At 73.0% G+C, this 22,623-nt stretch carries 18 protein-coding genes; 8 read left to right on the forward strand and 10 right to left on the reverse strand.

All coding sequences use genetic code 11. From position 1 onward, the window contains the following. Window positions 1–183: 183 nt before the first annotated feature. Window positions 184–2,400: a catalase/peroxidase HPI gene (gene katG, locus AB0N04_RS02645; RefSeq protein ID WP_360214823.1), complete on the forward strand. Its 2,217-nt coding sequence runs from the start codon at window positions 184–186 to the stop codon at window positions 2,398–2,400. A gap of 208 nt (window positions 2,401–2,608) precedes the next feature. Here the strand turns inward: katG and AB0N04_RS02650 are convergent, their stop codons facing one another. After that, window positions 2,609–3,205, reverse strand: coding sequence for a hypothetical protein (locus tag AB0N04_RS02650; protein WP_360214820.1), 597 nt, complete (start codon window positions 3,203–3,205; stop codon window positions 2,609–2,611). A 647-nt stretch (window positions 3,206–3,852) separates the two neighbouring features. Between AB0N04_RS02650 and AB0N04_RS02655 the strand changes: the two genes are divergently transcribed. Both AB0N04_RS02655 and AB0N04_RS02660 read left to right on the forward strand, forming a co-directional pair. Further along, entirely contained in the window at window positions 3,853–5,862 is a 2,010-nt protein-coding gene (locus AB0N04_RS02655; RefSeq protein ID WP_360214817.1) for an ABC transporter ATP-binding protein, read from the forward strand. A gap of 14 nt (window positions 5,863–5,876) precedes the next feature. Then, window positions 5,877–6,347 (forward strand): DUF5990 family protein, encoded by a 471-nt coding sequence (locus AB0N04_RS02660; RefSeq protein WP_360214814.1) that lies wholly within the window; start codon window positions 5,877–5,879, stop codon window positions 6,345–6,347. A gap of 150 nt (window positions 6,348–6,497) precedes the next feature. Here the strand turns inward: AB0N04_RS02660 and AB0N04_RS02665 are convergent, their stop codons facing one another. Then, window positions 6,498–8,813, reverse strand: a complete 2,316-nt coding sequence (locus AB0N04_RS02665; RefSeq protein WP_360214811.1) for a M9 family metallopeptidase — start codon at window positions 8,811–8,813, stop codon at window positions 6,498–6,500. Between the two features lie 370 nt (window positions 8,814–9,183). Between AB0N04_RS02665 and AB0N04_RS02670 the strand changes: the two genes are divergently transcribed. Both AB0N04_RS02670 and AB0N04_RS02675 read left to right on the forward strand, forming a co-directional pair. Then, entirely contained in the window at window positions 9,184–9,786 is a 603-nt protein-coding gene (locus AB0N04_RS02670) for a superoxide dismutase (RefSeq protein WP_360214808.1), read from the forward strand. Between the two features lie 211 nt (window positions 9,787–9,997). After that, window positions 9,998–10,843 (forward strand): polysaccharide deacetylase family protein, encoded by an 846-nt coding sequence (locus AB0N04_RS02675; protein ID WP_360214805.1) that lies wholly within the window; start codon window positions 9,998–10,000, stop codon window positions 10,841–10,843. A 109-nt stretch (window positions 10,844–10,952) separates the two neighbouring features. Here AB0N04_RS02675 and AB0N04_RS02680 read toward each other — a convergent pair whose 3' ends face one another. Beyond that, window positions 10,953–12,134 carry a methyltransferase domain-containing protein gene (locus tag AB0N04_RS02680; RefSeq protein WP_360214802.1) on the reverse strand — a complete coding sequence of 394 codons (1,182 nt, stop codon included), beginning with the start codon at window positions 12,132–12,134 and terminating at the stop codon, window positions 10,953–10,955. Next, window positions 12,131–12,304, reverse strand: coding sequence for a hypothetical protein (locus AB0N04_RS02685; RefSeq protein WP_360214799.1), 174 nt, complete (start codon window positions 12,302–12,304; stop codon window positions 12,131–12,133). The genes AB0N04_RS02680 and AB0N04_RS02685 overlap by 4 nt, the downstream gene beginning before the upstream one ends. A gap of 314 nt (window positions 12,305–12,618) precedes the next feature. Between AB0N04_RS02685 and AB0N04_RS02690 the strand changes: the two genes are divergently transcribed. After that, complete coding sequence (locus AB0N04_RS02690; protein WP_360214796.1) at window positions 12,619–13,470, forward strand: helix-turn-helix transcriptional regulator; 852 nt, start codon at window positions 12,619–12,621, stop codon at window positions 13,468–13,470. Window positions 13,471–13,483: 13 nt separating this feature from the next. Beyond that, the gene (gene cyaB, locus AB0N04_RS02695; RefSeq protein ID WP_360214793.1) at window positions 13,484–14,053 is read left to right on the forward strand and encodes a class IV adenylate cyclase; all 570 of its coding nucleotides are present in this window, start codon (window positions 13,484–13,486) and stop codon (window positions 14,051–14,053) included. A 97-nt stretch (window positions 14,054–14,150) separates the two neighbouring features. Here cyaB and AB0N04_RS02700 read toward each other — a convergent pair whose 3' ends face one another. From AB0N04_RS02700 to AB0N04_RS02715, 4 genes are read right to left on the reverse strand one after another with little or no spacing between them, the layout of a single operon-like run. Next, on the reverse strand, window positions 14,151–14,582 hold the full coding sequence (locus tag AB0N04_RS02700) for an SRPBCC family protein (RefSeq protein WP_360214791.1): 432 nt from the start codon (window positions 14,580–14,582) through the stop codon (window positions 14,151–14,153). 3 nt (window positions 14,583–14,585) lie between these two features. Next, complete coding sequence (meaB, locus tag AB0N04_RS02705) at window positions 14,586–15,590, reverse strand: methylmalonyl Co-A mutase-associated GTPase MeaB (RefSeq protein WP_360214788.1); 1,005 nt, start codon at window positions 15,588–15,590, stop codon at window positions 14,586–14,588. Between the two features lie 12 nt (window positions 15,591–15,602). After that, window positions 15,603–17,807 carry a methylmalonyl-CoA mutase gene (scpA, locus tag AB0N04_RS02710; protein WP_360214785.1) on the reverse strand — a complete coding sequence of 735 codons (2,205 nt, stop codon included), beginning with the start codon at window positions 17,805–17,807 and terminating at the stop codon, window positions 15,603–15,605. Beyond that, window positions 17,807–19,684 carry a methylmalonyl-CoA mutase subunit beta gene (locus AB0N04_RS02715; protein WP_360214782.1) on the reverse strand — a complete coding sequence of 626 codons (1,878 nt, stop codon included), beginning with the start codon at window positions 19,682–19,684 and terminating at the stop codon, window positions 17,807–17,809. The genes scpA and AB0N04_RS02715 overlap by 1 nt, the downstream gene beginning before the upstream one ends. Before the next feature lie 337 nt (window positions 19,685–20,021). Here AB0N04_RS02715 and AB0N04_RS02720 point away from each other — a divergent pair, with 337 nt between their 5' ends. Further along, a complete protein-coding gene (locus AB0N04_RS02720; RefSeq protein WP_360214779.1) occupies window positions 20,022–21,092 on the forward strand; it encodes an NlpC/P60 family protein in 1,071 nt (356 codons plus the stop codon). 108 nt (window positions 21,093–21,200) lie between these two features. On the opposite strand, the gene AB0N04_RS02725 is transcribed toward AB0N04_RS02720, so the two are convergent. Beyond that, window positions 21,201–22,100, reverse strand: a complete 900-nt coding sequence (locus AB0N04_RS02725) for a M56 family metallopeptidase (RefSeq protein WP_360214776.1) — start codon at window positions 22,098–22,100, stop codon at window positions 21,201–21,203. Continuing rightward, complete coding sequence (locus AB0N04_RS02730) at window positions 22,097–22,465, reverse strand: BlaI/MecI/CopY family transcriptional regulator (protein WP_360214927.1); 369 nt, start codon at window positions 22,463–22,465, stop codon at window positions 22,097–22,099. Before AB0N04_RS02730 ends, AB0N04_RS02725 begins: the two co-directional genes overlap by 4 nt. Window positions 22,466–22,623: the final 158 nt, after the last annotated feature.

Raw genomic sequence — 22,623 nt, forward strand, 5'->3', positions numbered from 1 at the left:
TTCACCTATTCAGGTCAATGGGAAGACCGGATTTTACCAACCGTTGTCGGCTTCTCTCCGAATCCCGATCGGATATGGGTTTGGTGTCTTTCTTGACTTGGATTGCGTCCATCGTAGGATCGGCTCCGGCGATAGCCTAGGTAGCAGAAGACACCGTGATCCGCCTTGTAGGGAAGGATTCCCATGTCTGAGAACCACGATGCAGTCGTTGTCGACGCGAAGGCGGAGGGCTGCCCGGTGAACCACGGGCGGGCACTGCACCCGACCCAGGGCGGCGGGAACCGCCAGTGGTGGCCGGAACGGCTCAACCTGAAGATCCTCGCCAAGAACCCGGCCGTCGCGAACCCGCTCGGCGGGGACTTCGACTACGCCGCGGCGTTCAGCGCGCTCGACCTCCCGGCCGTCAAGCGGGACATCTCCGAGGTGCTCACCACGTCCAAGGACTGGTGGCCGGCGGACTACGGCAACTACGGCCCGTTCATGATCCGGATGGCCTGGCACAGCGCCGGCACCTACCGCATCCGCGACGGCCGCGGCGGTGCCGGCGGCGGCCAGCAGCGGTTCGCCCCGCTGAACAGCTGGCCCGACAACGCCAGCCTGGACAAGGCCCGCCGCCTGCTGTGGCCGGTGAAGAAGAAGTACGGCAGGAGCCTCTCCTGGGCCGACCTGATCGTCCTGGCCGGCAACGTGGCCCTGGAGGACATGGGCCTCACCACCTTCGGCTTCGGCGGCGGCCGCGTCGACGAGTGGGAGCCGGACGAGGACGTCTACTGGGGCCCGGAGACCACCTGGCTCGGCGACGAGCGCTACACCGGCGACCGCGAGCTGGAGAACCCGCTCGCCGCCGTCCAGATGGGCCTGATCTACGTCAACCCCGAGGGCCCCAACGGCAACCCGGACCCGATCGCCGCCGCCCGCGACATCCGCGAGACCTTCTACCGGATGGCGATGAACGACGAGGAGACCGTCGCGCTGATCGCCGGCGGCCACACCTTCGGCAAGACCCACGGCGCCGGCCCCGCGGACAACGTCGGCCCCGACCCCGAGGCCGCGCCGATCGAGCAGCAGGGCCTCGGCTGGAAGAGCTCCTACGGCACCGGCGTCGGCGGCGACGCCATCACCTCCGGCCTGGAGGGCGCCTGGACCGCCACCCCGACCACCTGGGACAACAGCTTCTTCGAGACGCTGTTCGGCTACGAGTGGGAGCTCACCAAGAGCCCCGCCGGCGCCCACCAGTGGAAGCCCAAGGACGGCGCCGGCGCGGGCACCGTCCCGGACGCGCACGACCCGGCCCGGCGGCACGCCCCGGTGATGCTCACCACCGACCTCTCGCTGCGCTTCGACCCGATCTACGAGCCGATCTCCCGGCGCTTCCTGGAGAACCCCGACCAGCTCGCCGACGCGTTCGCCCGCGCCTGGTACAAGCTCACCCACCGTGACATGGGCCCGGTGGTGCGCTACCTCGGCCCCGAGGTGCCGAGCGAGGTGCTGCTGTGGCAGGACCCGCTGCCGGCCGCCACCTACCAGGCGGTCGACGCCGCCGACGTCGCCGACCTCAAGCAGCGGATCGCCGCCACCGGCCTGTCGGTGGCCGAGCTGGTCTCCACCGCCTGGGCGGCCGCCTCCTCCTTCCGCAGCAGCGACAAGCGCGGCGGTGCCAACGGCGCCCGGATCCGGCTCCAGCCGCAGATCGGCTGGGAGGTCAACGAGCCCGACCGGCTGGCCGCGGTGCTGCGCACCCTGGAGGGCGTGCAGCAGGAGTTCAACGGACGGGCCGGGGCGAAGCAGGTCTCGCTGGCCGACCTGATCGTGCTGGCCGGCGCCGTCGGTGTCGAGCAGGCCGCCGAGGCGGCCGGCCACGCCGTCGAGGTGCCGTTCACCCCGGGCCGGGTGGACGCCACCCAGGAGCTCACCGACGTCGACTCCTTCGCCGCGCTGGAGCCCTCGGCCGACGGCTTCCGCAACTGGGTCGGCAAGGGCAACCGCCTGCCGGCCGAGTTCCTGCTCCTCGACAAGGCCAACCTGCTGAGCCTCAGCGCCCCCGAACTGACCGTGCTCGTCGGCGGTCTGCGGGTGCTGGGCGCCAACCACGGGCAGTCCGCGCTGGGCGTCCTCACCGACACCCCCGGGGCGCTGACGAACGACTTCTTCGTCAACCTGCTCGACCTGGACACCAGCTGGAAGGCCACGTCCGAGGACGCGCACACCTTCGAGGGCCGGGACGCGAGCGGCGCGGTCCGGTGGACCGGCAGCCGGGCCGACCTGGTCTTCGGCTCCAACTCCGAACTGCGCGCCGTCGCCGAGGTCTACGCGAGCGACGACGCCGGGGCGAAGTTCGTGACGGACTTCGTCGCGGCCTGGGCCAAGGTCATGGAGCTGGACCGGTTCGACCTGGTCTGATCGCGGTGGAGTGATCACGATCGGGTCTTGCCGGCCGGGTGATTCCGGCTGAGTGGTCACGGCCGGGTGGTCACAGCCCGGTAATCACGGCCGGGTGGTCACGGCCGTGGGTTCCCGCTCGACGCGGGACGGGGCCCGGGGGTTCGCCCCCGGGCCCCGTCGTGCGTCCGGGCGGCACGGCGGCGCGGCGGCGGGCCGGGGCGGGTGCTCAGGCGTCGTCGGCGGCCTTCCGCTCCCCGGCGGGCCCGTCCGGGGCCGCCGCCGTTCCGGTCTCCGCCGCGGCCTGCCCCTCCGCGGCCCGCTGTTCCTCGGCCCGTTGCTCCTCGGCCTTGTGCTGGGCGGCCCGGAGCTGCTCGGTGAAGGTCTGCGCGTCGATGCGCTCGACGGCGGCCCCGTGCCCGGCGGCCAGCTCGTCGGCCGGGCCGGGGGAGGCCTCCCGGAGCTCCAGGACGATCATGGCGCCGCCGTCCGGGACGCGCGGCGACAGCATGATCAGCCCGGCGCCGCCCTCCGTCGCGTAGTGCTCCTCGGCGGCGTTGCCGATCGCCGCGCCCGCGGCGAAGCCCAGCAGGACGCCGATCGGGCCGCCGAGCATCCCGACCAGGCCGCCGAGGACGCCGGACCCGACGGTCGTGACGCCCGCGCCCTTGGTGAAGGTGTCCCGGACCTCCAGCAGCCCGTCGGCGCTGCGCTCCAGGGCCGCCGCCTGTCGCAGGCCCGGCAGCCGCTGCGCCTCGTCGAAGGCCGGGCGCCACTCGTCGGCGCTCGGAAGGGTCAGCAGGACGACGTTGTGCTGGTCGCTCATCGCACTCCGTTCGGGCCGGGGCCGGGTGCGGCCACGGGGGTGTCCGGGTTCCCATCGTGACCCTCGGTGCCCGGCCCGGCCACAGGAGCGACGGGCGGCGGGGCCTGCCCGGCCGGGCCCGTTGAAACCAGGGGCCCGGCCGGGGCGCCCGCCACCGCCCGGATTCCGGACAGGTCTGGGCCACCGCCGGCGGCGTCCGGCGGTCCACCCGCCCCGGGCGCCCTCCTGACGGCTCCCGGCGATCGCCCGAGGCAGGGTGGCCGCCCGCGTCCGGAGAACCACGTCCGCCAAATGATCGGTACCGCCGGAACCTCCCGCCGCATCCGGTCGGCGGGATCAGCGGGCTCGTCCGGATGCCCCGGCGCCCGGCCGCGCAGCCCCGGTGTCCGCGGACGCTTCCGGTGATCGGCCGCCACCAACTCGCCGTCGCCGACACGGAATCGCCCGGATCGAGTGAGACCGGCCGGGACACGCCGGGCGGCCCCGCGCACCGCTGCCAGGATCGGGGTCCGCACCGGCAGCCCGCCCCTTCGCAGAGTGCCCACCGGCACCGCTGCCGCCCCGCCACGCCCGTCCGGCGGTGAGGGCTGCCCGCGTGCGGATCCGCCGCGGCCACAGGCCGCCGTACCAGGGAGCAGGGAGCCACCGTGTCCGAGCAGTTCGTGAAACCCGCCGAACCCCGTACCGAAGCCCCGCCGGAGCACCGGCCCGAGGAGCACCCCGCGGAACAGCCGGACGAGCACCACGAGGAACACCACGAGGACCAGCACGAGGAGGAGCTGCGCCTGCGGTTCCCCGGCGACCGCCGGGCCCGGGCCGGCGCCTCGATGTCCGCCGGCGCGATGCTGCGCCGCCTGCCCCACCTGGTGCGTCGGGCGCTGGCGCTGGCCTGGTCGGCCGACCGGGTGTCGACCGTGCTGCTGCTGGTCTGCCAGGCCCTCGCGGGCGTGTTCGGTGCGCTCGCGCTGTACGCCACCACCGGCACCCTGGACGCGCTGCTGGTGGCGGGCCCGGTGGGGGAGCACCTGCGGGCGGCCGCGCCGTCGCTGCTGCTGCTGACCGCGTCCGCGGGGCTGCGCGCCGTGCTGGGGATCGCGGTGGTCGGCCTGTCCGGCCGGGTGTCGCCGCGGATCACCCGGGAGGCGGAGCTGGCGCTGATCGCCGCCGGGTGCGCGGCCGAGCTGAAGGCGTACGACGAGCCCGCGTACAACGAGCAGTGGGAGGCCGCCGACCGCGGCGCCTCGACCACGCCCGACCTGCTGTCGAACGCCCAGGACGTGATCGCCTCCACGGTCTCGCTGGCGGCCGCGGCCGGCGTCCTGGCGACCCTCCACCCCTGGCTGGTGCCGCTGCTGCTGCTCGGCTCGGTGCCGACCGGGGTGGCCGCCGTGAGGACCGCGCGGATCCACTACCTGGCCGCGGTGACCACCAACGAGGACCGCGGGGCGCTGCGCGTCTACCGCTGGTTCCTGGTCGACAAGACCCGTGCCGACCAGGTCCGTTCGGACCAGGTCACCCCGTTCCTGATGGCGAAGTACCGCCGGGCGGAGGCCAAGATCGTCGAGGCGACCGACCGGGCCACCCGGGAGGCGGCGAAGGTGTCACTGCTGGCCGCGCTCGGCACCGGGGCGGGCCACGCGCTGATCTGGGGCGCCCTGCTCTACCTGGTGGCGAGCGGGCGGATCGACCTGGCCGCCGCCGGAACGGCCACCTTCGCGCTGCGCACCGCGTCGTCCGGCCTGCAGGGCCTGGTCGGCAACGGCGCCCGGCTCTACCGGATGGGCCTCTACCTGGACGACTACTTCACCTTCCTGGACGAGGCCGGCGGCCACCGGATCCGGCGCGGCCGGCTGCTGCCCGGGGCGCCGCGGCTGGTCGAGGTCGTGGACCTCGGCCACGTCTACCCCGGCGAGCAGCAGGAGCCGGCGCTGCGCGGCGTCAGCATGACCCTGCGGGCCGGTGAGGTGGTCGCGGTGATCGGCCAGAACGGCAGCGGGAAGTCGACGTTGCTGAAGCTGCTCTCCGGCCTCTACCTGCCGCAGTCCGGCCGGATCAGCTGGGACGGCGTGCCGGTCGAGGAGCTGGACGCCGAGGGGATGTGGGCGCGGGTGGCCCGGGTGCCGCAGGAGTTCGCCCGCTGGCCGCTCGGGGCGGCCGAGAACATCCACCTGGGGCACCTCACCGACCGGTTGATGGCGGACGTGGAGCTGGCGGCGGCCCGGACCGGCTTCGACGAGGTGGTGTCCCGGCTGCGCTCGGGCTGGCGCACCCTGCTCGCCCAGGGCTGGTGGGGCGGGGCCGAGCTGTCCGGCGGCGGCTGGCAGCGCGCGGCCGTCGCCCGGGCGCTGTACCGCACGGTGCGCAGCCCGGGTCTGCTGATCCTGGACGAGCCGACCTCTGACCTGGACCCGCGCGCCGAGCACCGCATCCTGCACGCGCTGCGCGCCCTCGCCCCCGGGCGGATCACCCTCCTCGTCACCCACAACATCGCCAACGCGGCGGTGGCCGACCGGGTGATCGTGATGGACGCCGGCCGGATCGTGCAGACCGGCACCTGGGCCGAGCTGGCCGCCCGCCCGGACGGGCTGTTCCGCGAACTGCTGGACCTCCAGCGGGACCGCGCCGTCCCCGCCCAGCGGACCGGGGAGCCGGCGTGAGGGAGGATGGCGGTATGGAGCTGAGGATCGAGGCCACCGACCTGCCGGGGCGCGAGTGCGGCGCCACCCCGGGATTCCCGGGCTACCGCGACATCCACGTCGCCGTCCAACGCCGGGGGCGCCCGGCCGAGTTGCTCGACCTGCACCCCGGTGACGCGGCGCGCGCCGGCTGGTCGCTGGAGTGCGAGGCGAGGCCGCTGCCGGGCGGCGGGGCGGACATCACCGGTCGCTACGTCCAGGGCGGCCCCGGCGGCCGGTTCGTCTACCTCAACTGGGTGACCGGGGACGGCGACGGCTGGTCGCTGTTCCGTCGGGCGAAGCTGATGCTGGCGGCGGTCGACCGGGAGACGGTCGAGGCGGCCGTGGCGGGCGGCCTGCTGGTGGCCCGGCTGCGGCTGACGGACGCCAAGGGGCACCCGCTGTGCGCCGCGGTGCGTCCGCCGCTGGTGGCCTGGTCGGCGGGGGAGCGGCCGGCGGCGGACTGACGGCGCGACGCCGGAGGGCGGCGCCGACCGGCGGGGTGCCGACCGGCGGGTGCCGACCGGCGGGTGCCGGAAAGCGGGTGCCGGACGGCAGGTGCCGGAAAGCGAGTGGGCCCCGCGTCGCCGCGGGGCCCACCCTTCGTGCGGTGAAGGTCAGTTGTACGTGGTGGTGACGGTCACGCCGCTGAAGCCCTGCTGCCCGTAGAGGCTGAAGTACACCCAGCCGGACGGCGGGTTGGCGACGGTGAGCGTCTCGCCGTTCCCGGCGTTGGTGGACCTGGCGAGGTTGGCGCCGGTGGTGGCCCATGCGCCGCCGTTGTAGTACAGGTCGGCGTTGCCGGTGCCGCCGGCGGTGGTGATGGTCAGCTGCTTCACCCCGGCCGGCAGGTACAGGAAGCTGTAGCTGTAGTTGCCGGTGGTGGCGGCGACGTTGTCCCGGCGGCAGTTCTTGTCGAACTGCCGGGTGTCGGCGGCGGTGCAGAGCGGGGCCTGGTTGGTAGGCAGCGAGCCGCAGTTGTCGACGGCGCAGGCCTTGAGCCAGGTGGCGAAGTCGGCGTCGTACGAGGTGCCGATGGTGTTCTTGAGGATGGCGCGGGCGCCGTTCCAGTCCCCGACGCGGTACTTGGCGAGCAGCGCGTCGACGTCCTGCGGGTGCGACTGGAGCATGTAACGGACCGCCAGGTAGCCCCAGTTGTAGATCCGGGTCGAGTCCGCGTTGTCGTAGGTGCTGTCGAACAGGGTGCTCAGCGCGTAGGTGCCCTTGCCGGCCTGGGCGACGGCGTCGTCGTAGTGGACGCCCCGGTAGCTGTACGAGACGTACTCGGCGAGGCCCTCGACCCACCAGATGGTGGGGGTGGTCATCCCGGCGTCGAAGTCGCCGTAGAAGTCGTAGCGGCCGTCGAGGTAGTGGGTGTACTCGTGGTTGAGGTTCCAGATCTGGAAGGACGGGCGCAGCCAGGACGCCTCGTGGGCGATGAAGCGGGCCTGGTTGCCGGCCGCGTCGGGCTTGCCCTCCTCGTACATGCCGCCGTTGTCGACCGCGATGTGGTACATCAGCCAGGCGTAGAGGCTGTAGTTGTAGTAGTCGTCGAAGACGACGACCTCGAGGCTGGTGTTGTTGTCGTTGGCGACCGGGCCGTTGTCCTTGACCACCTTGTGGAAGAACTGGTCCTGGTTGACGAGGCTGGTGCAGGTGTCGGCGAGCTGCTGCGCGGTCATGTCCTGGGCGCGGATGCGCAGGTTGGCGTTGCAGGTGTGGTCGACGGTCAGTACGAGCGGGACGAGCCGGGTCGGCAGGTCGCAGGTGCCGTAGTAGGCGCAGTTGCCGGCGTCCTTGTTCTCCGCGAACCAGACCAGGTTCATGGTGAGCGGACCGGTCGCCCCGACCAGCGGGTAGCGGTTGACCAGGTCCTTGACGATCGGCCGGCCCTGGGCCTTGAGCGCGTCGGTGACGAGCAGGTTGCCGATCTGGATGCCGATCGAGGTGACCAGGTCACCGCCGTTGAGCTGCGAGGCGTTGCGGGTGACGAACGAGGCCATGGTGGTGGCGAAGTCCGGGTCGGCCTGCAGCGCGGCGGTGAAGGCCGGCAGGTCGAAGCCGCGCGAGATGACGGTCTCGGTGTTGGCGACGGCGGTGGCCATCGAGCCGGTCCAGGTGCTGGTGTAGCCGGCCAGCAGACGCTTGACGACGCCGGTGTAGCGGGCGTTCTCCTGGGCGCTGTCGATCAGCGTGACGGCCTCGGCGAGGGTCTGGCCGTTGGCCTCGGTGACGTCCTTGCTGTGCGGGGCGGCGAAGAACCCGTCGAGGGCGCCGCGGATCGCGCCCTGCAGGGCGGTGCCGTACTGGCCGACGACGTCCGAGTGGTACCACTGGACGTAGTAGCCGGCGCGCAGGAACAGCACCAGCTGGCCGGCCGCGGTCGAGTCGTCCCCGGGGTAGCTCGGTGCGACGTCGCGCAGGGCGTTGGCGACGGTCACCATCTGGGCCTCGTTGAAGGCGCCCCTGGCGTCGTTGCCGGTCAGCGTGAACAGCGAGTTGACGCAGTCCAGGCTCGCGGCCTTGACCTGCTGGACCAGCGCGGCGCCGGAGGTGCCGGTGAAGGCGGAGACGTCGCAGCCGGTGCCGGCCGCGGCGGCCGAGAACTGCTTCGGCGCCTTGGCGGCGGTGCCCGTGCCGACGGCACTGCCCGCGCTCGGGGCCTTGGCCTTGCCCTGGGAGTCCGCCGCCAGCGGGCGGGGGTCCTTGGGCGTGTCGGGCGACTTGGGCACGGGGATCGCCTGCGGCGCGGCCGACGCGCCGGCGGCCTTGGTGGCCGTCCTGGCGGCCGCGGCCGGGGTGGTGACCGGCGTGGAGCCGCCACCGCCGGCCGCATGGGCCTGCGGTGCGAACAGGCCGAGTGCGAGGAAGAACGCGGCACCGAGCGCGGGCAGCTTGCGCGCCTGCGCCGTGGATATCCGGAAGGGACGCATCTGTGGGGGCCTCCGGGGCCGTTGAGGGTCGTCGTGTGGTTGGGGACACACGATCGCCTGATGTGTGACATGTAAAATGTCACAGGCTGGCGACCGGGGGAAGGCCCGGGTGTGAATTTCCGCCCGGCGAGACCGAACCGTTGCCGGGGCGGACGTGCCGTCAGGCCGGCCCCGGCGCCCGGGCGTCCCCTTCGTTCCGGTTCGGCCCCTGATGACCCGCGGGAACCCGGCGGCCTCCCGTGACGCCCCGTGACGTGAGGTGACGTGAGGAATAAGCAGGAGCCCATGCTTCGTTCCTGCAACTCATACGCAATAGTGTGGTGCCGGCACGATCACCACCGTTCAACCCGCCGAAAGGGGCCGTGTCCTGATGGGCACCTACTCGCTTCCCGACCTGCCGTACGACTACTCCGCACTCGAGCGGGCGATGTCGGCCGAGATCCTGGAGCTCCACCACTCCAAGCACCACGCCGCCTACGTCAAGGGCGCCAACGACACCCTGGAGCAGCTCGCCGAGGCGCGCGACAAGGACCAGCTCGGCGGCCTGGTCGGCCTGCAGAAGACCTTCGCCTTCCACCTGTCCGGCCACGTGCTGCACTCGCTGTTCTGGCAGAACCTCTCCCCGGAGGGCGGCGACCGCCCCGAGGGCGAGCTCGCCGACGCCATCACCGAGCACTTCGGCAGCTTCGAGGCCTTCAGGAAGCAGCTCACCACCGCCACCACCGGCGTCCAGGGCTCCGGCTGGGGCATCCTCTCCTGGGAGCCGCTCGGCAAGCGCCTGATCGTCGAGCAGGTCTACGACCACCACGGCAACGTCGGCCAGGGCACCACCCCGCTGCTCGCCTTCGACGCCTGGGAGCACGCGTACTACCTGCAGTACCGCAACGTCCGCCCCGACTACGTCACCCGCCTGTGGGACGTCGTCAACTGGCAGGACGTCTCGGCCCGCTTCGCGGCCGTCCAGGGCGCCTGACCCTCACCGGGTGAGCGGGAGGGCCCCGGACCGGTCGGGCGGTCCGGGGCCCTCCCCGTCGCCGGTGCCCGTCGCCCCGTCACCTGCCGTGGCCCCGTGGCCCGTCGTCGCCCTCCGTTCGCAACGACGGGCGAATCCGTGGAACCCCGCCGACCCGGCTCACGTCATCACCCTCGAAGAGTTCGCACACAGGCGGGGGAGCGGTCGGACGATGGACGTCAAAGCGCGCATGCAGGACCTGAGCGGCAGTCGGGTGGCCGTCGCCGTGGCCGCCCTCGCCCTGACCGCCAGTGTCTGGGGGGTCGCGACCCTCACGGACTCGGACGGCGCACCCCGGCAGGACATCGCCCACGGACAGGGCTCCGCCGCCGGCGGCACCGGCGGGGACGGCTCCCACGGCGGGGACGGAGCCCAGGGCGGCGACGGCGGCACCCAGCAGGGCGGCATACCCGACGGCATAGCCCACGCCTCCGAGAGCGGAGGCAACGCCGTCAACATCACCATCGACGACGGCCCCGACCCCATCTGGACCCCGAAGGTCCTCGACGTGCTCAAGCGGCACGGCGTCAAGGCGACGTTCTGCATGATCGGCCCGCAGGCCAAGGCCCACCCCGACCTCGTCAAGCAGGTCGTCGCGGCCGGCCACCGGCTCTGCGACCACACCGTGGACCACGACACCTCCATGGACAAGAAGCCCGTCGCCTACCAGGAGAAGCAGATCCTGGACGCGAAGAAGATGATCGAGGACGCCGCGGGCGGCGCCAAGGTGCTCTACTACCGGGCTCCCGGCGGCTCGTTCACGCCCGACAGCCGGCGCATCGCCGCCGCGAACGGCCTGCGCCCGCTCGGCTGGAACGTCGACTCCAAGGACTTCGACAAGCCCGGCACCGCCACCATCGTCGCCACCGTCAAGAAGGAGATGCGCCTCGGCCCGACCGTCCTCTTCCACGACGGCGGCGGCGACCGCCAGCAGACCGTCGAAGCCCTCGACCAGGTCCTCACCTGGCTGAAGGACCAGGGCCGCCCCACCGGCTTCCCCGTCCAGTCCACCCCCTGAGGCTCCGGCCTCCCCGCGGGAAGAGGCCGCACGGTCCGGCTTCATGGGGGCGTGCAGGCCTGCTGCGTTCGTGCAGCAGGCCTCGGATCACGCGGGGGCGTGCTGCCGCCTAGGGCAAGGGCCACGCGTTCTCCGGGTCGTCGAGCCAGGCGGTCTGACCCTCGGCCGTGACGGTCAGGCCCAGCCGGTCCGGCCCGGGGCGGCTGTTGTCGAGCCACCACGCGTGGGCCGTCTCGACCTCCTCCCACACCCGCCGCGGACCGTGCTGCCACACCGTGTACCGCTCGGTGTTCTGCGTGCCGTCCCAGTCGACGGCCGCCCAGGAATCGCCGCTCGTCGTGGACACCCAGAGGCGGGTGTCCACATCGTCGAGGTGCGGGTCGTGGTGCCAGGCGTACCAGAGGTCACCCAGGCGATGGCCGAGCGCGAACTGGGTCTCGAACGCGGAGTCGGCGACTGCCCAGGGGGAGAGGGCGGTCGTGCACTCATCCGGGACGTGCTCGTCCATGACCACGTCCCGGAAGAGGAACAGGTCGCGGCGTTGGGTACGCATCAGCATGAAGGCGCTGTCGGGAGTGAAGCGGCCCGTGGCGGTGCCGTGGTCCTCGACGGTGAGACGGAGCAGGCCGCCACAGATCCACGGGTTCTGCCAGGGCGCGAGCACCGCACCACCGGGCCTGGTCTGGGAGACCCAGGAGTACGGGATCCGCTCGACCGAGCAGGTGGCGATCACCCGGTCGTACGGGGCTTCGGGGACCCAGCCCAGGGTTCCGTCTCCGCAGACGACGGCCGGGGCATAGCCGGCCGTCTTGAGGTTGGAACGCGCGGCCTCCGCGACGGCGGGGTCGATCTCGACCGTGGTCACGTTCACGTCGCCCAGCCGGTGGGAGAGCAGCGCGGCGTTGAACCCGGTGCCGGCGCCGATCTCCAGGACCCGCATCCCGGGTGCGAGGTCGAGGAGTTCGAGCATCGTGAACACGATCGCCGGCGCCGAGGCAGAGGAGGACGGCAGGGCGTCGGTCAGGTCCGCCGGTTCTCGCCCGTCGTTGAGCTGTGTCACGACGGGCGCGTCCTCGTAGGCGGCCGCGAACCAGCGCTCCGGCTCCTGCTGACGGTCACAGGGGGTCAGGTCGTCGTCGATCCAGATCCGATCGGGGAGGAAGAGGTGGCGCGGCGTAGCCTCGGCAGCCCTGCGCCACTCGGGAGCCACCTCGTGCCCGAGGAAGTGGGTGACGGCCCGGAGCAGGCCGGACGTGCCGGCCTGCTCCGGGACGCTCCGGTCAGTGGTCACTTGCCCTTGCCGCCCGCCTTTCCGTGCTTGCCGGTCTTCGAACCGGACGAGGTGTCCGGGTTCGACGTGGCCGTGCCGAAGTCCTTCTTGCCCGCATGGCTCCCCTGGCCGCCGTCATTGGCGCCACTGCCGCCTCCGGAGCTCCCGCCCTTGCCGGTTCCCCATCCCATGGGTGCCTCCTACCTGATGGGCGTGACGGTCGTGGTCGTGGTGCTGCCGGCCCTGCCGCTGACCGGGAACACCGGCCCCGGTCCGGGCGGTGCCGGAGGCGAGGGCGGTTTGGGCGGGGGAGTGCTCATGACGATGCTCCTCTTGCTGACGCGGTCGATTGCCATGACCGATGCAGCGCCGGCGAGTTGGGTGCAGGGCGCCGAGAGGCGCTCGTGCAGCGGTCACTCCTCCAGGATCGGGTCACTGACCGTGAATGCAGATATCCAAGGGGTAATCTCACTCTGGGATGGATCGACCGACAGGGGCGCACCTCATGGGAACCGCACTCGAGCCGATCAGGCTGCCTGACCTGGCCTGGCAGAACGAGCAGGCGCGGCACGCACTGCGCGACCGCGATGTTGCCGCTCTGTTCCGCTACGTGCAGCACCACAGCGGGGCAAGTCAGGCTCGCCTGGCGGTCCAGGTGGGAATGACGCAAGGCCGGGTGAACGAGATCATCAACGGTCGCCGGCTGGTCACGAAGATGGAGGTCTTCGAGCGGATCGCCGACGGACTCAACCTCCCGGACGACGCGCGACGTCTCATGGGCCTGGCGCCGAGATCGGACCGTCGACGTGTTCCCGGAACGGCGTTCGACCTGGCCGCGTTTCCCGAAATCGTGCGCGTATACAGCGAACAGGCGTCGGCGACCGCCGAGATCCAGCAGGCGGCGAGGTCGGCAACCGAACTGGACGTCCTTGCCGTTCGCGGCCTCGGCCTCCTCGCCCTACGAGACTCCTTGCTGCGCCGACACCTGGGCGGCGACGGTGAGTCCGCGCCCCGCCTACGGGTATTGCTCCTGGATCCGGAGTCGCCGGCCGTTGCCGTTCGGGCGGCCGAGATCGGCGAGTCCACTGCCTCCCTCGTCGGAGGTATCCGGCTGGCAGAAGCCCGACTGCGGGAGCTCTCCCGGGTCGGGCGGGTCGAGCTGTACCGGTACTGCACCCTCCCGGTGTGGCGGACCATCAGGCTGGATCGCACGCTCTTCGTCGGATCGTTCGACGCGGATTGGGAAGGGCACGAGTCGGCAACCTATAAGGTGCTGCCCACCCCGCACGGTCCCCTCTACCGGGGTTGGCGTCGCCAGTTCGAGGTGATGGTGGACAGTGCCGAGCGCGTGTTCTGACGGAGGGAGCATCATGGCGATCGAGGCGGAGCTCAAGGCGGTCGTTCGCGACCCGGAGGGCGTGCTCGAGCAGCTGGAGGACCGCTATGGCGCGGGTCGGGCGGAGGTCTACCGCGACACGTACTACGACGTGCCGGACGGGAGCCTGATGGGGGCCGACCGCGAGCTGCGGATCCGTACGGTGCACAGCCCGGACGCCACGCGTACCGTGCTCACCTACAAGGGCGCCCGGGTGGACGAGGCCTCCGGGTCGAAGCCGGAGGCGGAGACCAGGGTCGAGGATGCCGACGCGATCCACGAGATCGTGCGGGGCCTGGGTTTCGTTCCGCGGATCGCCTTCGAGAAGCGGTGTCGCAACTACGGTTTCCGGCGTGACGGGCGCGGTCTGCTGGCCACCCTCGTCCGTGTACCGGAGCTGGATGGTGCGACGTTCATCGAGGTGGAGACGCTGGCTGCCGCGGAGGCGGACCTCGTGCCGGCGCTCGGTTCGGTCCGTGCCGTCCTGGCCGAACTAGGTATCGGGGACGAGGACTTGACCAGCGAGTTGTACACGGATGCCGTTGCGGCGGCGAGGCCGGTCTGACCGCATGGTGTCGTGCCGCCCCGCCTCCCGCGGTCGGGGGGCGGGGCGGCACAAGGCTGTCCGGGAGTGCCCGGTCCGGTCCGGTGGCCTCCGCGGCCTACGGCTGCGGTCCTTGTGGCCACGGTGCCGTGACCTCCAGGGTGGCCTTCATGACCTGGGCGCCGCGGGCGACCCGGGGGCGGACCTGGTCGGCCAGCTCGTGCGGGAGGACGTCGGTGGTCCAGACGAGGCGGCAGCGGGCGTCGTCCTCGGGGACGACCTGGAAGGAGGCGTGGTGGTGGGTGAGGGGGAGGGTGAAGCCCTCGACGGCGGAGTACGCGAGGCGGCGCAGGTCGTCGTCGACGCTGACGATCAGCTCGCGGATGACCGTGCCGCCGGGCATGGTGAGGTGCCGTACGTCTCCCTCGACGCGGGTGTCGAGGACGTAGCCGGGGATAAGTCGCCGGTGGACGGCACCGACGTCCCGGACGGCGTCCCAGACCCGGTCCGCGGGGGCGTCGACCGGGACGTCCTGGACGATGGTGGCCACGTGCTACGCCTTCTGGTGCCCGGTGCCGAAGAAGCCGTCGAGGAGCTGCTGCGCGGCCAGTCCGGCCGGTAGGGTTCCGGCCCGGACCCGGGACTCCAACTCGGGTGCGAGGCGCTGCACTTCGGGGTGTTCGTGCAGCCGCGCGAAGAGCTGGTCGTGGACCATGGACCAGGTCCACTCGACCTGCTGCTCCCGCCGCTTCGCCGCCAGCGCGCCGGTGGCGTCCAGCACCTTGCGGTGCTGCTGCAGCCGTTCCCACAGCACGTCGAGGCCGGCGCCGTCGCGCCCGCTGCAGGTGAGGACGGGCGGGGTCCACGCGGCGTCCGGGGGCTGCAACAGCCTGAGGGCGCCGGAGAGTTCGCGGGCGGCGGCCTTGGCGTCGGTTTCGTGCGGGCCGTCGGCCTTGTTCACGGCGATGACGTCCGCGAGCTCCAGCACGCCCTTCTTGATGCCCTGCAGCTGGTCGCCGGTGCGGGCCAGGCTGAGCAGCAGGAAGGTGTCGACCATGCCCGCCACCGTCGTCTCGGACTGGCCGACGCCGACCGTCTCGATCAGCACCACGTCGTAGCCGGCGGCCTCCATGACCACCATGGACTCCCGGGTGGCCTTGGCGACGCCGCCGAGCGTCCCGGAGGTCGGCGAGGGACGCACGAAGGCGTGCGGGTCGACGGCGAGGCGTTCCATCCGGGTCTTGTCGCCGAGGATGGAGCCGCCGGTGCGGCTGGACGTCGGGTCGACGGCGAGGACCGCGACCCGGTGGCCCTGCCCGGTGAGCATGGTGCCGAAGGAGTCGATGAAGGTGGACTTGCCGACGCCGGGCACGCCGGTGATGCCGACCCGGACGGCTCCTCCCGCGTGCGGGAGGAGCCGCTGGAGCAGCTGCTGGGCGAGCGCCCGGTGGTCGGGCCGGCTGGACTCGACGAGGGTGACGGCGCGTGCGATCCAGGCGCGTGAGCCGTCCAGGACACCGTCGGCGTACTGGTCGAGGTCGATCGTCCGGGGTGGCATCGGGTCAGCGGCTCACAGTTCGTGGCCGAGGTCGGCCGCCAGCGACTTCAGCAGGTCGTAGGCGGCGTCGGGGATGACGGTGCCGGGCGGGAAGACGGCCGCCGCGCCGGCCTCGTACAGCGCGTCGAAGTCCTGCGGGGGGATGACCCCGCCGACGACGATGGTGATGTCCTCCCGGCCGGCCTCGGCGAGCGCGGTGCGCAGCGCGGGGACGAGGGTGAGGTGCCCGGCGGCCAGCGAGGAGACGCCGACGATGTGGACGTCGGCCTCGACGGCCTGGCGGGCGACCTCGTCCGGGGTCTGGAACAGCGGGCCGACGTCGACGGTGAAGCCGAGGTCGGCGAAGGCGGTGGCGATGACCTTCTGACCGCGGTCGTGCCCGTCCTGGCCCATCTTTGCGACCAGGATGCGCGGGCGGCGGCCCTCGGCGCGCTCGAACCGCTCGACGAGGTCGCGGGTGCGCTGGAGGGGGGCGGAGGGGCCGGCTTCGTCTCGGTACACACCGGAGATGGTACGGATCTGGCCGGAGTGGCGGCCGTACACCTTCTCGAGGGCGTCGGAGATCTCGCCGACGGTGGCCTTGGCGCGGGCGGCGTTGACGGCCAGGTGCAGCAGGTTGCCGTCGAGGGAGCCGCCGCGCTGCGGGCCGGCCTCGGCGGCGCGGGTCAGGGCGCGCAGCGCGTCCTGGGTGGCGGCCTCGTCGCGTTCCTCGCGGAGCCGCCGCAGCTTCTCGATCTGGCGGGCGCGCACCGAGGAGTTGTCGACCTTGAGGACCTCGATCTGCTCGTCGCTGTCGACCCGGTACTTGTTGACGCCGATGACGGGCTGGCGGCCGGAGTCGATGCGGGCCTGGGTGCGGGCGGCGGCCTCCTCGACGCGGAGCTTGGGGATGCCCGCGTCGATGGCCTTGGCCATGCCGCCGGCGGCCTCGACCTCCTGGATGTGCTCCCAGGCCCGGCGGGCCAGGTCGTGGGTGAGCTTCTCGACGTACGCGGAGCCGCCCCACGGGTCGATGACGCGGCAGGTGCCGGACTCCTGCTGGAGCAGCAGCTGGGTGTTGCGCGCGATGCGGGCGGAGAAGTCGGTGGGCAGCGCGAGCGCCTCGTCGAGGGCGTTGGTGTGCAGTGACTGGGTGTGCCCCTGGGTCGCGGCCATCGCCTCGACGCAGGTGCGGGTGACGTTGTTGAACACGTCCTGGGCGGTGAGCGACCAGCCGGAGGTCTGCGAGTGGGTGCGCAGGGACAGCGACTTGGCGTTCTTGGGGTCGAACTGCTTGACCAGCTTGGCCCAGAGCAGCCGGGCCGCGCGGAGCTTGGCGACCTCCATGAAGAAGTTCATGCCGATCGCCCAGAAGAACGACAGCCGCGGCGCGAAGGCGTCCACGTCCAGGCCGACGTCCAGGCCGGCGCGCAGGTACTCGACGCCGTCGGCCAGGGTGTAGGCGAGCTCCAGGTCGGCGGTGGCCCCGGCCTCCTGGATGTGGTAGCCGGAGATGGAGATCGAGTTGTACCGGGGCATCTTCTGCGAGGTGTACGCGAAGATGTCCGAGATGATCCGCATCGACGGCTGCGGCGGGTAGATGTAGGTGTTGCGGACCATGAACTCCTTGAGGATGTCGTTCTGGATGGTCCCGGCCAGCTTCTCGGGCGGTACGCCCTGTTCCTCGGCGGCCACGATGTACAGCGCGAGAACGGGCAGCACGGCGCCGTTCATGGTCATCGACACCGACATCCGGTCGAGCGGGATGCCGTCGAAGAGCTGGCGCATGTCGTAGATGGAGTCGATGGCGACGCCCGCCATGCCGACGTCGCCGGTGACGCGCGGGTGGTCGCTGTCGTAGCCGCGGTGGGTCGGCAGGTCGAAGGCGACGGAGAGGCCCTTCTGGCCGGCCGCGAGGTTGCGGCGGTAGAAGGCGTTGGACTCCTCGGCGGTGGAGAAGCCGGCGTACTGGCGGACGGTCCACGGCTGGTTGACGTACATGGTCGGGTAGGGCCCGCGCAGGTACGGGGCGACGCCCGGGTAGGTCTGCAGGAAGTCGAGCCCGTCGAGGTCGGCCGGGGTGTAGAGCGGCTTGACGCCGATGCCCTCGGGGGTGTCCCAGGTGAGCTCGTCGACGTCCTTGCCGGTGGACTGCCGCCAGGCGGCCTGCCACTGCTCGTCGGTGACGTCCGGGGCGGTGTCGCCGTCCAGCCCGATTCCGGTGAAGTCGGGGATCATCACGCCACCTTGCTCTCGTCGGTGATCTCGTTCAGCAGTCCGGTCAGCGTGGCGACGGCGTCGCCGCCCGCGAAGACGAAGTCGTCGACGCCGGCGGGGGCGGTGCCGGGCCGGCCGGCCAGCAGCACCCTGCGGGCGCCCGCCTCCCTGAGGGCGGCCGCGACGGCCTCGGCGTGTTCGCCGTACAGCGCGTCGCTGGAGCAGAGGCAGGCGACGGTGGCGCCGGAGGCGGTGAAGGCCGCGGCGAGGGCGGCCGGGTCGACGCCCTCGGCGGCGGTGGTCGCGATGCCGCCGGCCTGGAACAGGTTGGCGGCGAAGGTGGTGCGCGCGGTGTGGGCGGCGGCGGTGCCGATGGAGGCGAGGAACAGCGCGGGCCGGGTGCCGGTGGCGGCGAGGTGGGCGTCGGAGCGGTCCCGCAGGGCCTCGTAGGCCTCGGCGCGGCGCACCTGCGGCAAGCCGCCGCCGGGGGCGGCCGGGGCCGGGCGGCGGACCAGCGGCTGCTCGTCGAGGTGGGGGAACTCGCTGACGCCGGTGACGGGTTCGCGCCGCTTGGCGAGCTTGACGGAGCGCTGCGCCCAGGTCGCGGCGATCCGCTCGCCGACCAGGCCGGAGCCGAGCGCGGCCTGCTGGCCGCCGGCCTGCTCGATCTCCTGGAACCAGGCCCAGGCGGCCCGGGCGAGCTCCTCGCCGAGCTGTTCGACGTACCAGGAGCCGCCGGCCGGGTCGATCACCCGGGCCAGGTGGGACTCCTCCAGCAGGATCGACTGGGTGTTGCGAGCGATCCTGCGGGCGAAGGCGTCCGGCAGTCCGAGGGCGCTGTCGAAGGGCAGCACGGTGACGGCGTCGGCGCCGCCGACGCCGGCGGCGAGGCAGGCGACGGTGGTGCGCAGCATGTTCACCCACGGGTCGCGGGCGGTCATCATCACCCGGGAGGTGACGGCGTGCTGGCGCTGCGCGGAGGCCTCGGGGGAGGCGCCGGACACCTCGGCGACGCGGGCCCAGAGGCGGCGCGCGGCGCGGAACTTGGCGATGGTGAGGAACTGGTCGGCGTCGGCGGCGTAGCGGAACTCCAGCTGGCCGAGCGCCGCGTCGACGGACAGCCCGGCGGCGGTGAGCGCGCGCAGGTAGGCGACGCCGGTGGCGAGGGCGCAGCCGAGCTCCTGCGCGGGGGAGGCGCCGGCCTCGTGGTAGGGCAGGGCGTCGACGGTCAGCGCCCGCAGGCCGGGGTGGTCGGCGGCGCAGCGGGTGGCGAGGGCGGTGGCCTCGGCGAGCAGCGCGGCGGTGCGCCCGGTGTCGCCGGTGCGGGCCTGGAGGCCGAGCGGGTCGGCGCCGAGGTTGCCGGTGGCGGCGCCGGGGGAGACCTCGCGCTCCTGGTACAGGGTGAACAACTGCTCGGCGGCGGCGGTGAATTCGGGTCCGGCGTCGAGGACGACGGCGGCCAGGTCCAGGTACACGCCGGTGAGCGCCTCGGGCAGGGCGGTGACCGGGAGGGCGTCGCCGCCGATCTCCAGCCAGAGCGAGCCGACGCCGTTCTCGAGGTCGGCGAGGACGGCCTCGTTGGTGCGGGTGCGGTCCGGGTCGGCGTGCCGCTGGCGGACGTCCCAGCCGGAGACGGCGGAGCCCTGCGGCCGGCCGCCGCGCACGAAGGGCGCGAAGCCCGGGTAGCCGGGCTCGGCGGAGGTGTCGTCGGCGGTGTACAGCGGCCGGGCGCGCAGCCCGTCCGGGAGCTCGGTGGTGAGCGCCTGCTCGGCGGCGGGGCCGTCCGCGGGCTGTGCGCCGGACTTGCGCAGCACGCCCTCGACGAGCTGCTGCCACTGCTCACGGTGCGCGGCCGGGAACTCGGCGGCGAGGGGGAGCCCTTCGGGCGGGACCTTCATGTCCGCAGGTTAGCGCTCGTTCGCAGGCACGCAGGAGGGGCGACCCGTGTGACCTTTCCCTCGATTTAGCGGACCGTTAGCACTCCGGGCGGCGGGGAGTGCCGTAGCGGGTGGCACCCGAGGTCAGAGGTGGTGTCGCGGGTCGTGGGAGGGGGTCGGGGGCGGGGGTCGCGGAAGGGGGATTGCGGAACCCCGCGGGTCATCTATTAAGTTACTTCGAAGAAGGTGGGTGGGGAGCTCCTCCCCCGTGCGCCCCCGTGCGCCCCCGCCCGTCCTTCACCCTGCTCCGGCCGCTGCCGGGGCCGCGCCCTGACCCCCCTGAAGGAGCCCATCGCCCATGGGAAAGCGCCGCAAGCCCAGCCCTCCGAGCCGGGCACGCCTGGCGGTCCTCACGACGGCCGTGGCCGGCGGCGCGGTGTTCGGCGCCGGCACCGCCAACGCCGAGCCCACCCCCAGCCTCGCCTCCGTCAAGGAGCAGGTGGAGCAGCTCAACGAGGAGGCCGAGCAGGCCATCGAGCGCCACAACGGCTTCCAGGAGAAGCAGCAGAAGCTCCAGGGCGAGGCCAACCGGATCCAGGAGAAGGTGGCCCGCGGGCAGGAGGCGATGAACGAACTGCGCACCCGGCTCGGCGCGGTGGCCGCCGACCAGTACCGCAGCAACGGCATGGACCCGTCCTTCCAGCTGATGCTCGACTCGGACCCGGCGGGGTACCTGGAACGGGCCGCGGTGCAGAACCAGGTCGCCGGCTCCCAGGCCGACCTGCTGAAGCAGGCCCAGGGCGAGCAGCGCAAGCTCGACCAGGACCGCGCCGAGGCCACCGCCACCCTCGCCGCGCTCGACTCGGTCGGCGCCCAGCTGGCCGAGCAGAAGAAGGACATTCAGACCAAGCTGGCCGCGGCCCAGGCGATGCTCAACAAGCTCGGCGCCGAGGACCGCGCCAAGATCAACGCCCAGCAGTCCGCCGAGAAGGCCAAGGCCGAGGCCCAGCGGGCGGCCGCCACCGACCGCGCCTCCCGCTCCGCCGAGCGCCCCGACATGAACGCCCCGGCGCCGCCAGCCGGCGGCCGGGCCGCCGCCATCGTCCAGTTCGCCTCCGCCCAGCTCGGCAAGCCGTACGGCTGGGCCAAGAGCGGCCCCGCCAGCTTCGACTGCTCCGGGCTCACCAGCTCCGCCTACCGCGCGGCGGGCGTGACGATCTCCCGGACGTCCCAGGCGCAGTGGAACGACGGCCCGCACGTCGACCGCGCCAACCTCCAGCCCGGCGACCTGGTCTTCTTCTACAACGACCTGCACCACGTCGGCCTGTACATCGGCGACGGCAAGATGATCCACGCCCCGCGCACCGGCAAGAACATCGAGGTGCTGCCGATCTCCGCGATGCCGTACATGGGCGCCGTCCGGCCGTAGCCGGCCCGGCGGGTCCCGCCGGGCCGGGACACCGCGCGTCCCCAAGGCCCGTCGGGCCCCGAAGCCCGTCGGACCCCGAAGCCCGTCGGACGTCGGGCCCGTCGGTTCCTACGGATGCGGCGCGCAGGCCAGCAGGTAGGGCAGCAGCGGGGCCGCCAGCACGGCGGTGCGCCAGGCGAGCCGGTCGCGCCGGTGGGCCGGGCCGGGCCGGGCCAGCCGCTGGACCCGGGCCAGGACGCCGGTGGAGGCCACCGCCAGCGCGGCCTCCGGGGGCCCGGCGGACGTGGCCAGGACGCAGAGCGCGGAGGCCAGTTCGGTGCGGGACGCCCGCGCCAGCGCCGCGTCGTCGGCCGCCATCTCCAGCAGCAGCGCCACCTGCGCCCGCCCGAGCCGGGCCAGCGGCAGCCGGCCGAACAGCAGCGCGAAGGTGTCGGCCGGCAGCCGGAACAGGTGGTGGCGGCCCCGGAGGTGGCCGTGCTCGTGGGCCACGGCCGCCGCCAGCTGCCGCTCGTCGAGCAGGCGCAGCGCCCCGCGGGACAGCACCACGCGGGAGCGGCGGCCCGGCAGGCAGTAGACGGTGGGCCGGGCGTGCTCCAGCACCAGGGCGTCCCAGCGCCCGTCCCGGACGGCGACCACGTCCAGCAGCGCCCGGTGCCGCCGCCGCACCCGCCCGGCGCGCACCCCGACGGCCGCCACCACCGTGCCGGGCACGGCCCCGGCGGCGGCCAGCAGCCACCAGTCGTGGGTGTGCGGGAGGACGGGCCCGGTCGGCTCGGTGTGCGGGAAGAGGCCGACCAGACCGGCCGGCTCGCGGGCGAACGGCTCCACCGTGTGGTGCGCCGCGAGCAGCAGCGCGACCAGGAACGAGGCCATCAGCGCCAGCCAGAGCGCCGCCGCGGCGGTCGGCCGGGTCTGGAGCCGCGCCTGGAGCCGGGCGGAACGGGTGAGCCACCGGGGCAGCAGGGCCCCGGTCACGGCCAGGTGGAGGCCGAGCAGCGCCAGGGTCACGCGGTGCCCCGGTCCTTCACCTGCTCCAGCGCCGCCAGCAGGGCGGAGGCCTCGTCACCGCTGATCCCCTCGACGAAGTGCAGCAGTGCGCCGGCCCGGTCCGGGGTGGTCTCCAGGGCCTGGTGCATCAGCTGCGCGGTGTACGCCTCCCGGGTGCAGGCCGGCTCGTACACCCAGGCCCGGCCGACCTTGTCCCGGCGCAGCCAGCCCTTGGTGTGCAGGATGTCGGCCACCGTGGTGACGGTGGTGTACGCGACGGGGCGCTGCCGCTGCAGGTCGTCCACGACCTCGCGCACGGTGGCCGGCCGGCCCCAGGACCACAGCCGGTCCATGATCTCGGCCTCCAGATCGCCGAACCCGCGCAGCACCGCCGAGCCCTCCCTCGTCACCCGCGGACGCCTTCCGCCCGCCGAACCCGCCCATGGTACGGGCGCCCGGTGCGGGGCGCCCGCCGACTCCGGCGCACGGCAGCGGCGCGCGCCCGCCCCCGGCGGACGGGGACGGGCGCGCGGGGACGGACCGG

Source organism: Kitasatospora sp. NPDC051702, assembly GCF_040681575.1.
Classification (GTDB): Bacteria; Actinomycetota; Actinomycetes; order Streptomycetales; family Streptomycetaceae; genus Kitasatospora.

Coding starts and splice junctions, on each gene's coding strand:
- katG (WP_360214823.1), top strand. CDS start 184: ATGTCTGAGAACCACGATGCAGTCGTTGTCGACGCGAAGGCGGAGGGC.
- AB0N04_RS02650 (WP_360214820.1), bottom strand. CDS start 3,205: ATGAGCGACCAGCACAACGTCGTCCTGCTGACCCTTCCGAGCGCCGAC.
- AB0N04_RS02660 (WP_360214814.1), top strand. CDS start 5,877: ATGGAGCTGAGGATCGAGGCCACCGACCTGCCGGGGCGCGAGTGCGGC.
- AB0N04_RS02665 (WP_360214811.1), bottom strand. CDS start 8,813: ATGCGTCCCTTCCGGATATCCACGGCGCAGGCGCGCAAGCTGCCCGCG.
- AB0N04_RS02670 (WP_360214808.1), top strand. CDS start 9,184: ATGGGCACCTACTCGCTTCCCGACCTGCCGTACGACTACTCCGCACTC.
- AB0N04_RS02675 (WP_360214805.1), top strand. CDS start 9,998: ATGGACGTCAAAGCGCGCATGCAGGACCTGAGCGGCAGTCGGGTGGCC.
- AB0N04_RS02685 (WP_360214799.1), bottom strand. CDS start 12,304: ATGGGATGGGGAACCGGCAAGGGCGGGAGCTCCGGAGGCGGCAGTGGC.
- AB0N04_RS02690 (WP_360214796.1), top strand. CDS start 12,619: ATGGGAACCGCACTCGAGCCGATCAGGCTGCCTGACCTGGCCTGGCAG.
- cyaB (WP_360214793.1), top strand. CDS start 13,484: ATGGCGATCGAGGCGGAGCTCAAGGCGGTCGTTCGCGACCCGGAGGGC.
- meaB (WP_360214788.1), bottom strand. CDS start 15,590: ATGCCACCCCGGACGATCGACCTCGACCAGTACGCCGACGGTGTCCTG.
- scpA (WP_360214785.1), bottom strand. CDS start 17,807: ATGATCCCCGACTTCACCGGAATCGGGCTGGACGGCGACACCGCCCCG.
- AB0N04_RS02715 (WP_360214782.1), bottom strand. CDS start 19,684: ATGAAGGTCCCGCCCGAAGGGCTCCCCCTCGCCGCCGAGTTCCCGGCC.
- AB0N04_RS02720 (WP_360214779.1), top strand. CDS start 20,022: ATGGGAAAGCGCCGCAAGCCCAGCCCTCCGAGCCGGGCACGCCTGGCG.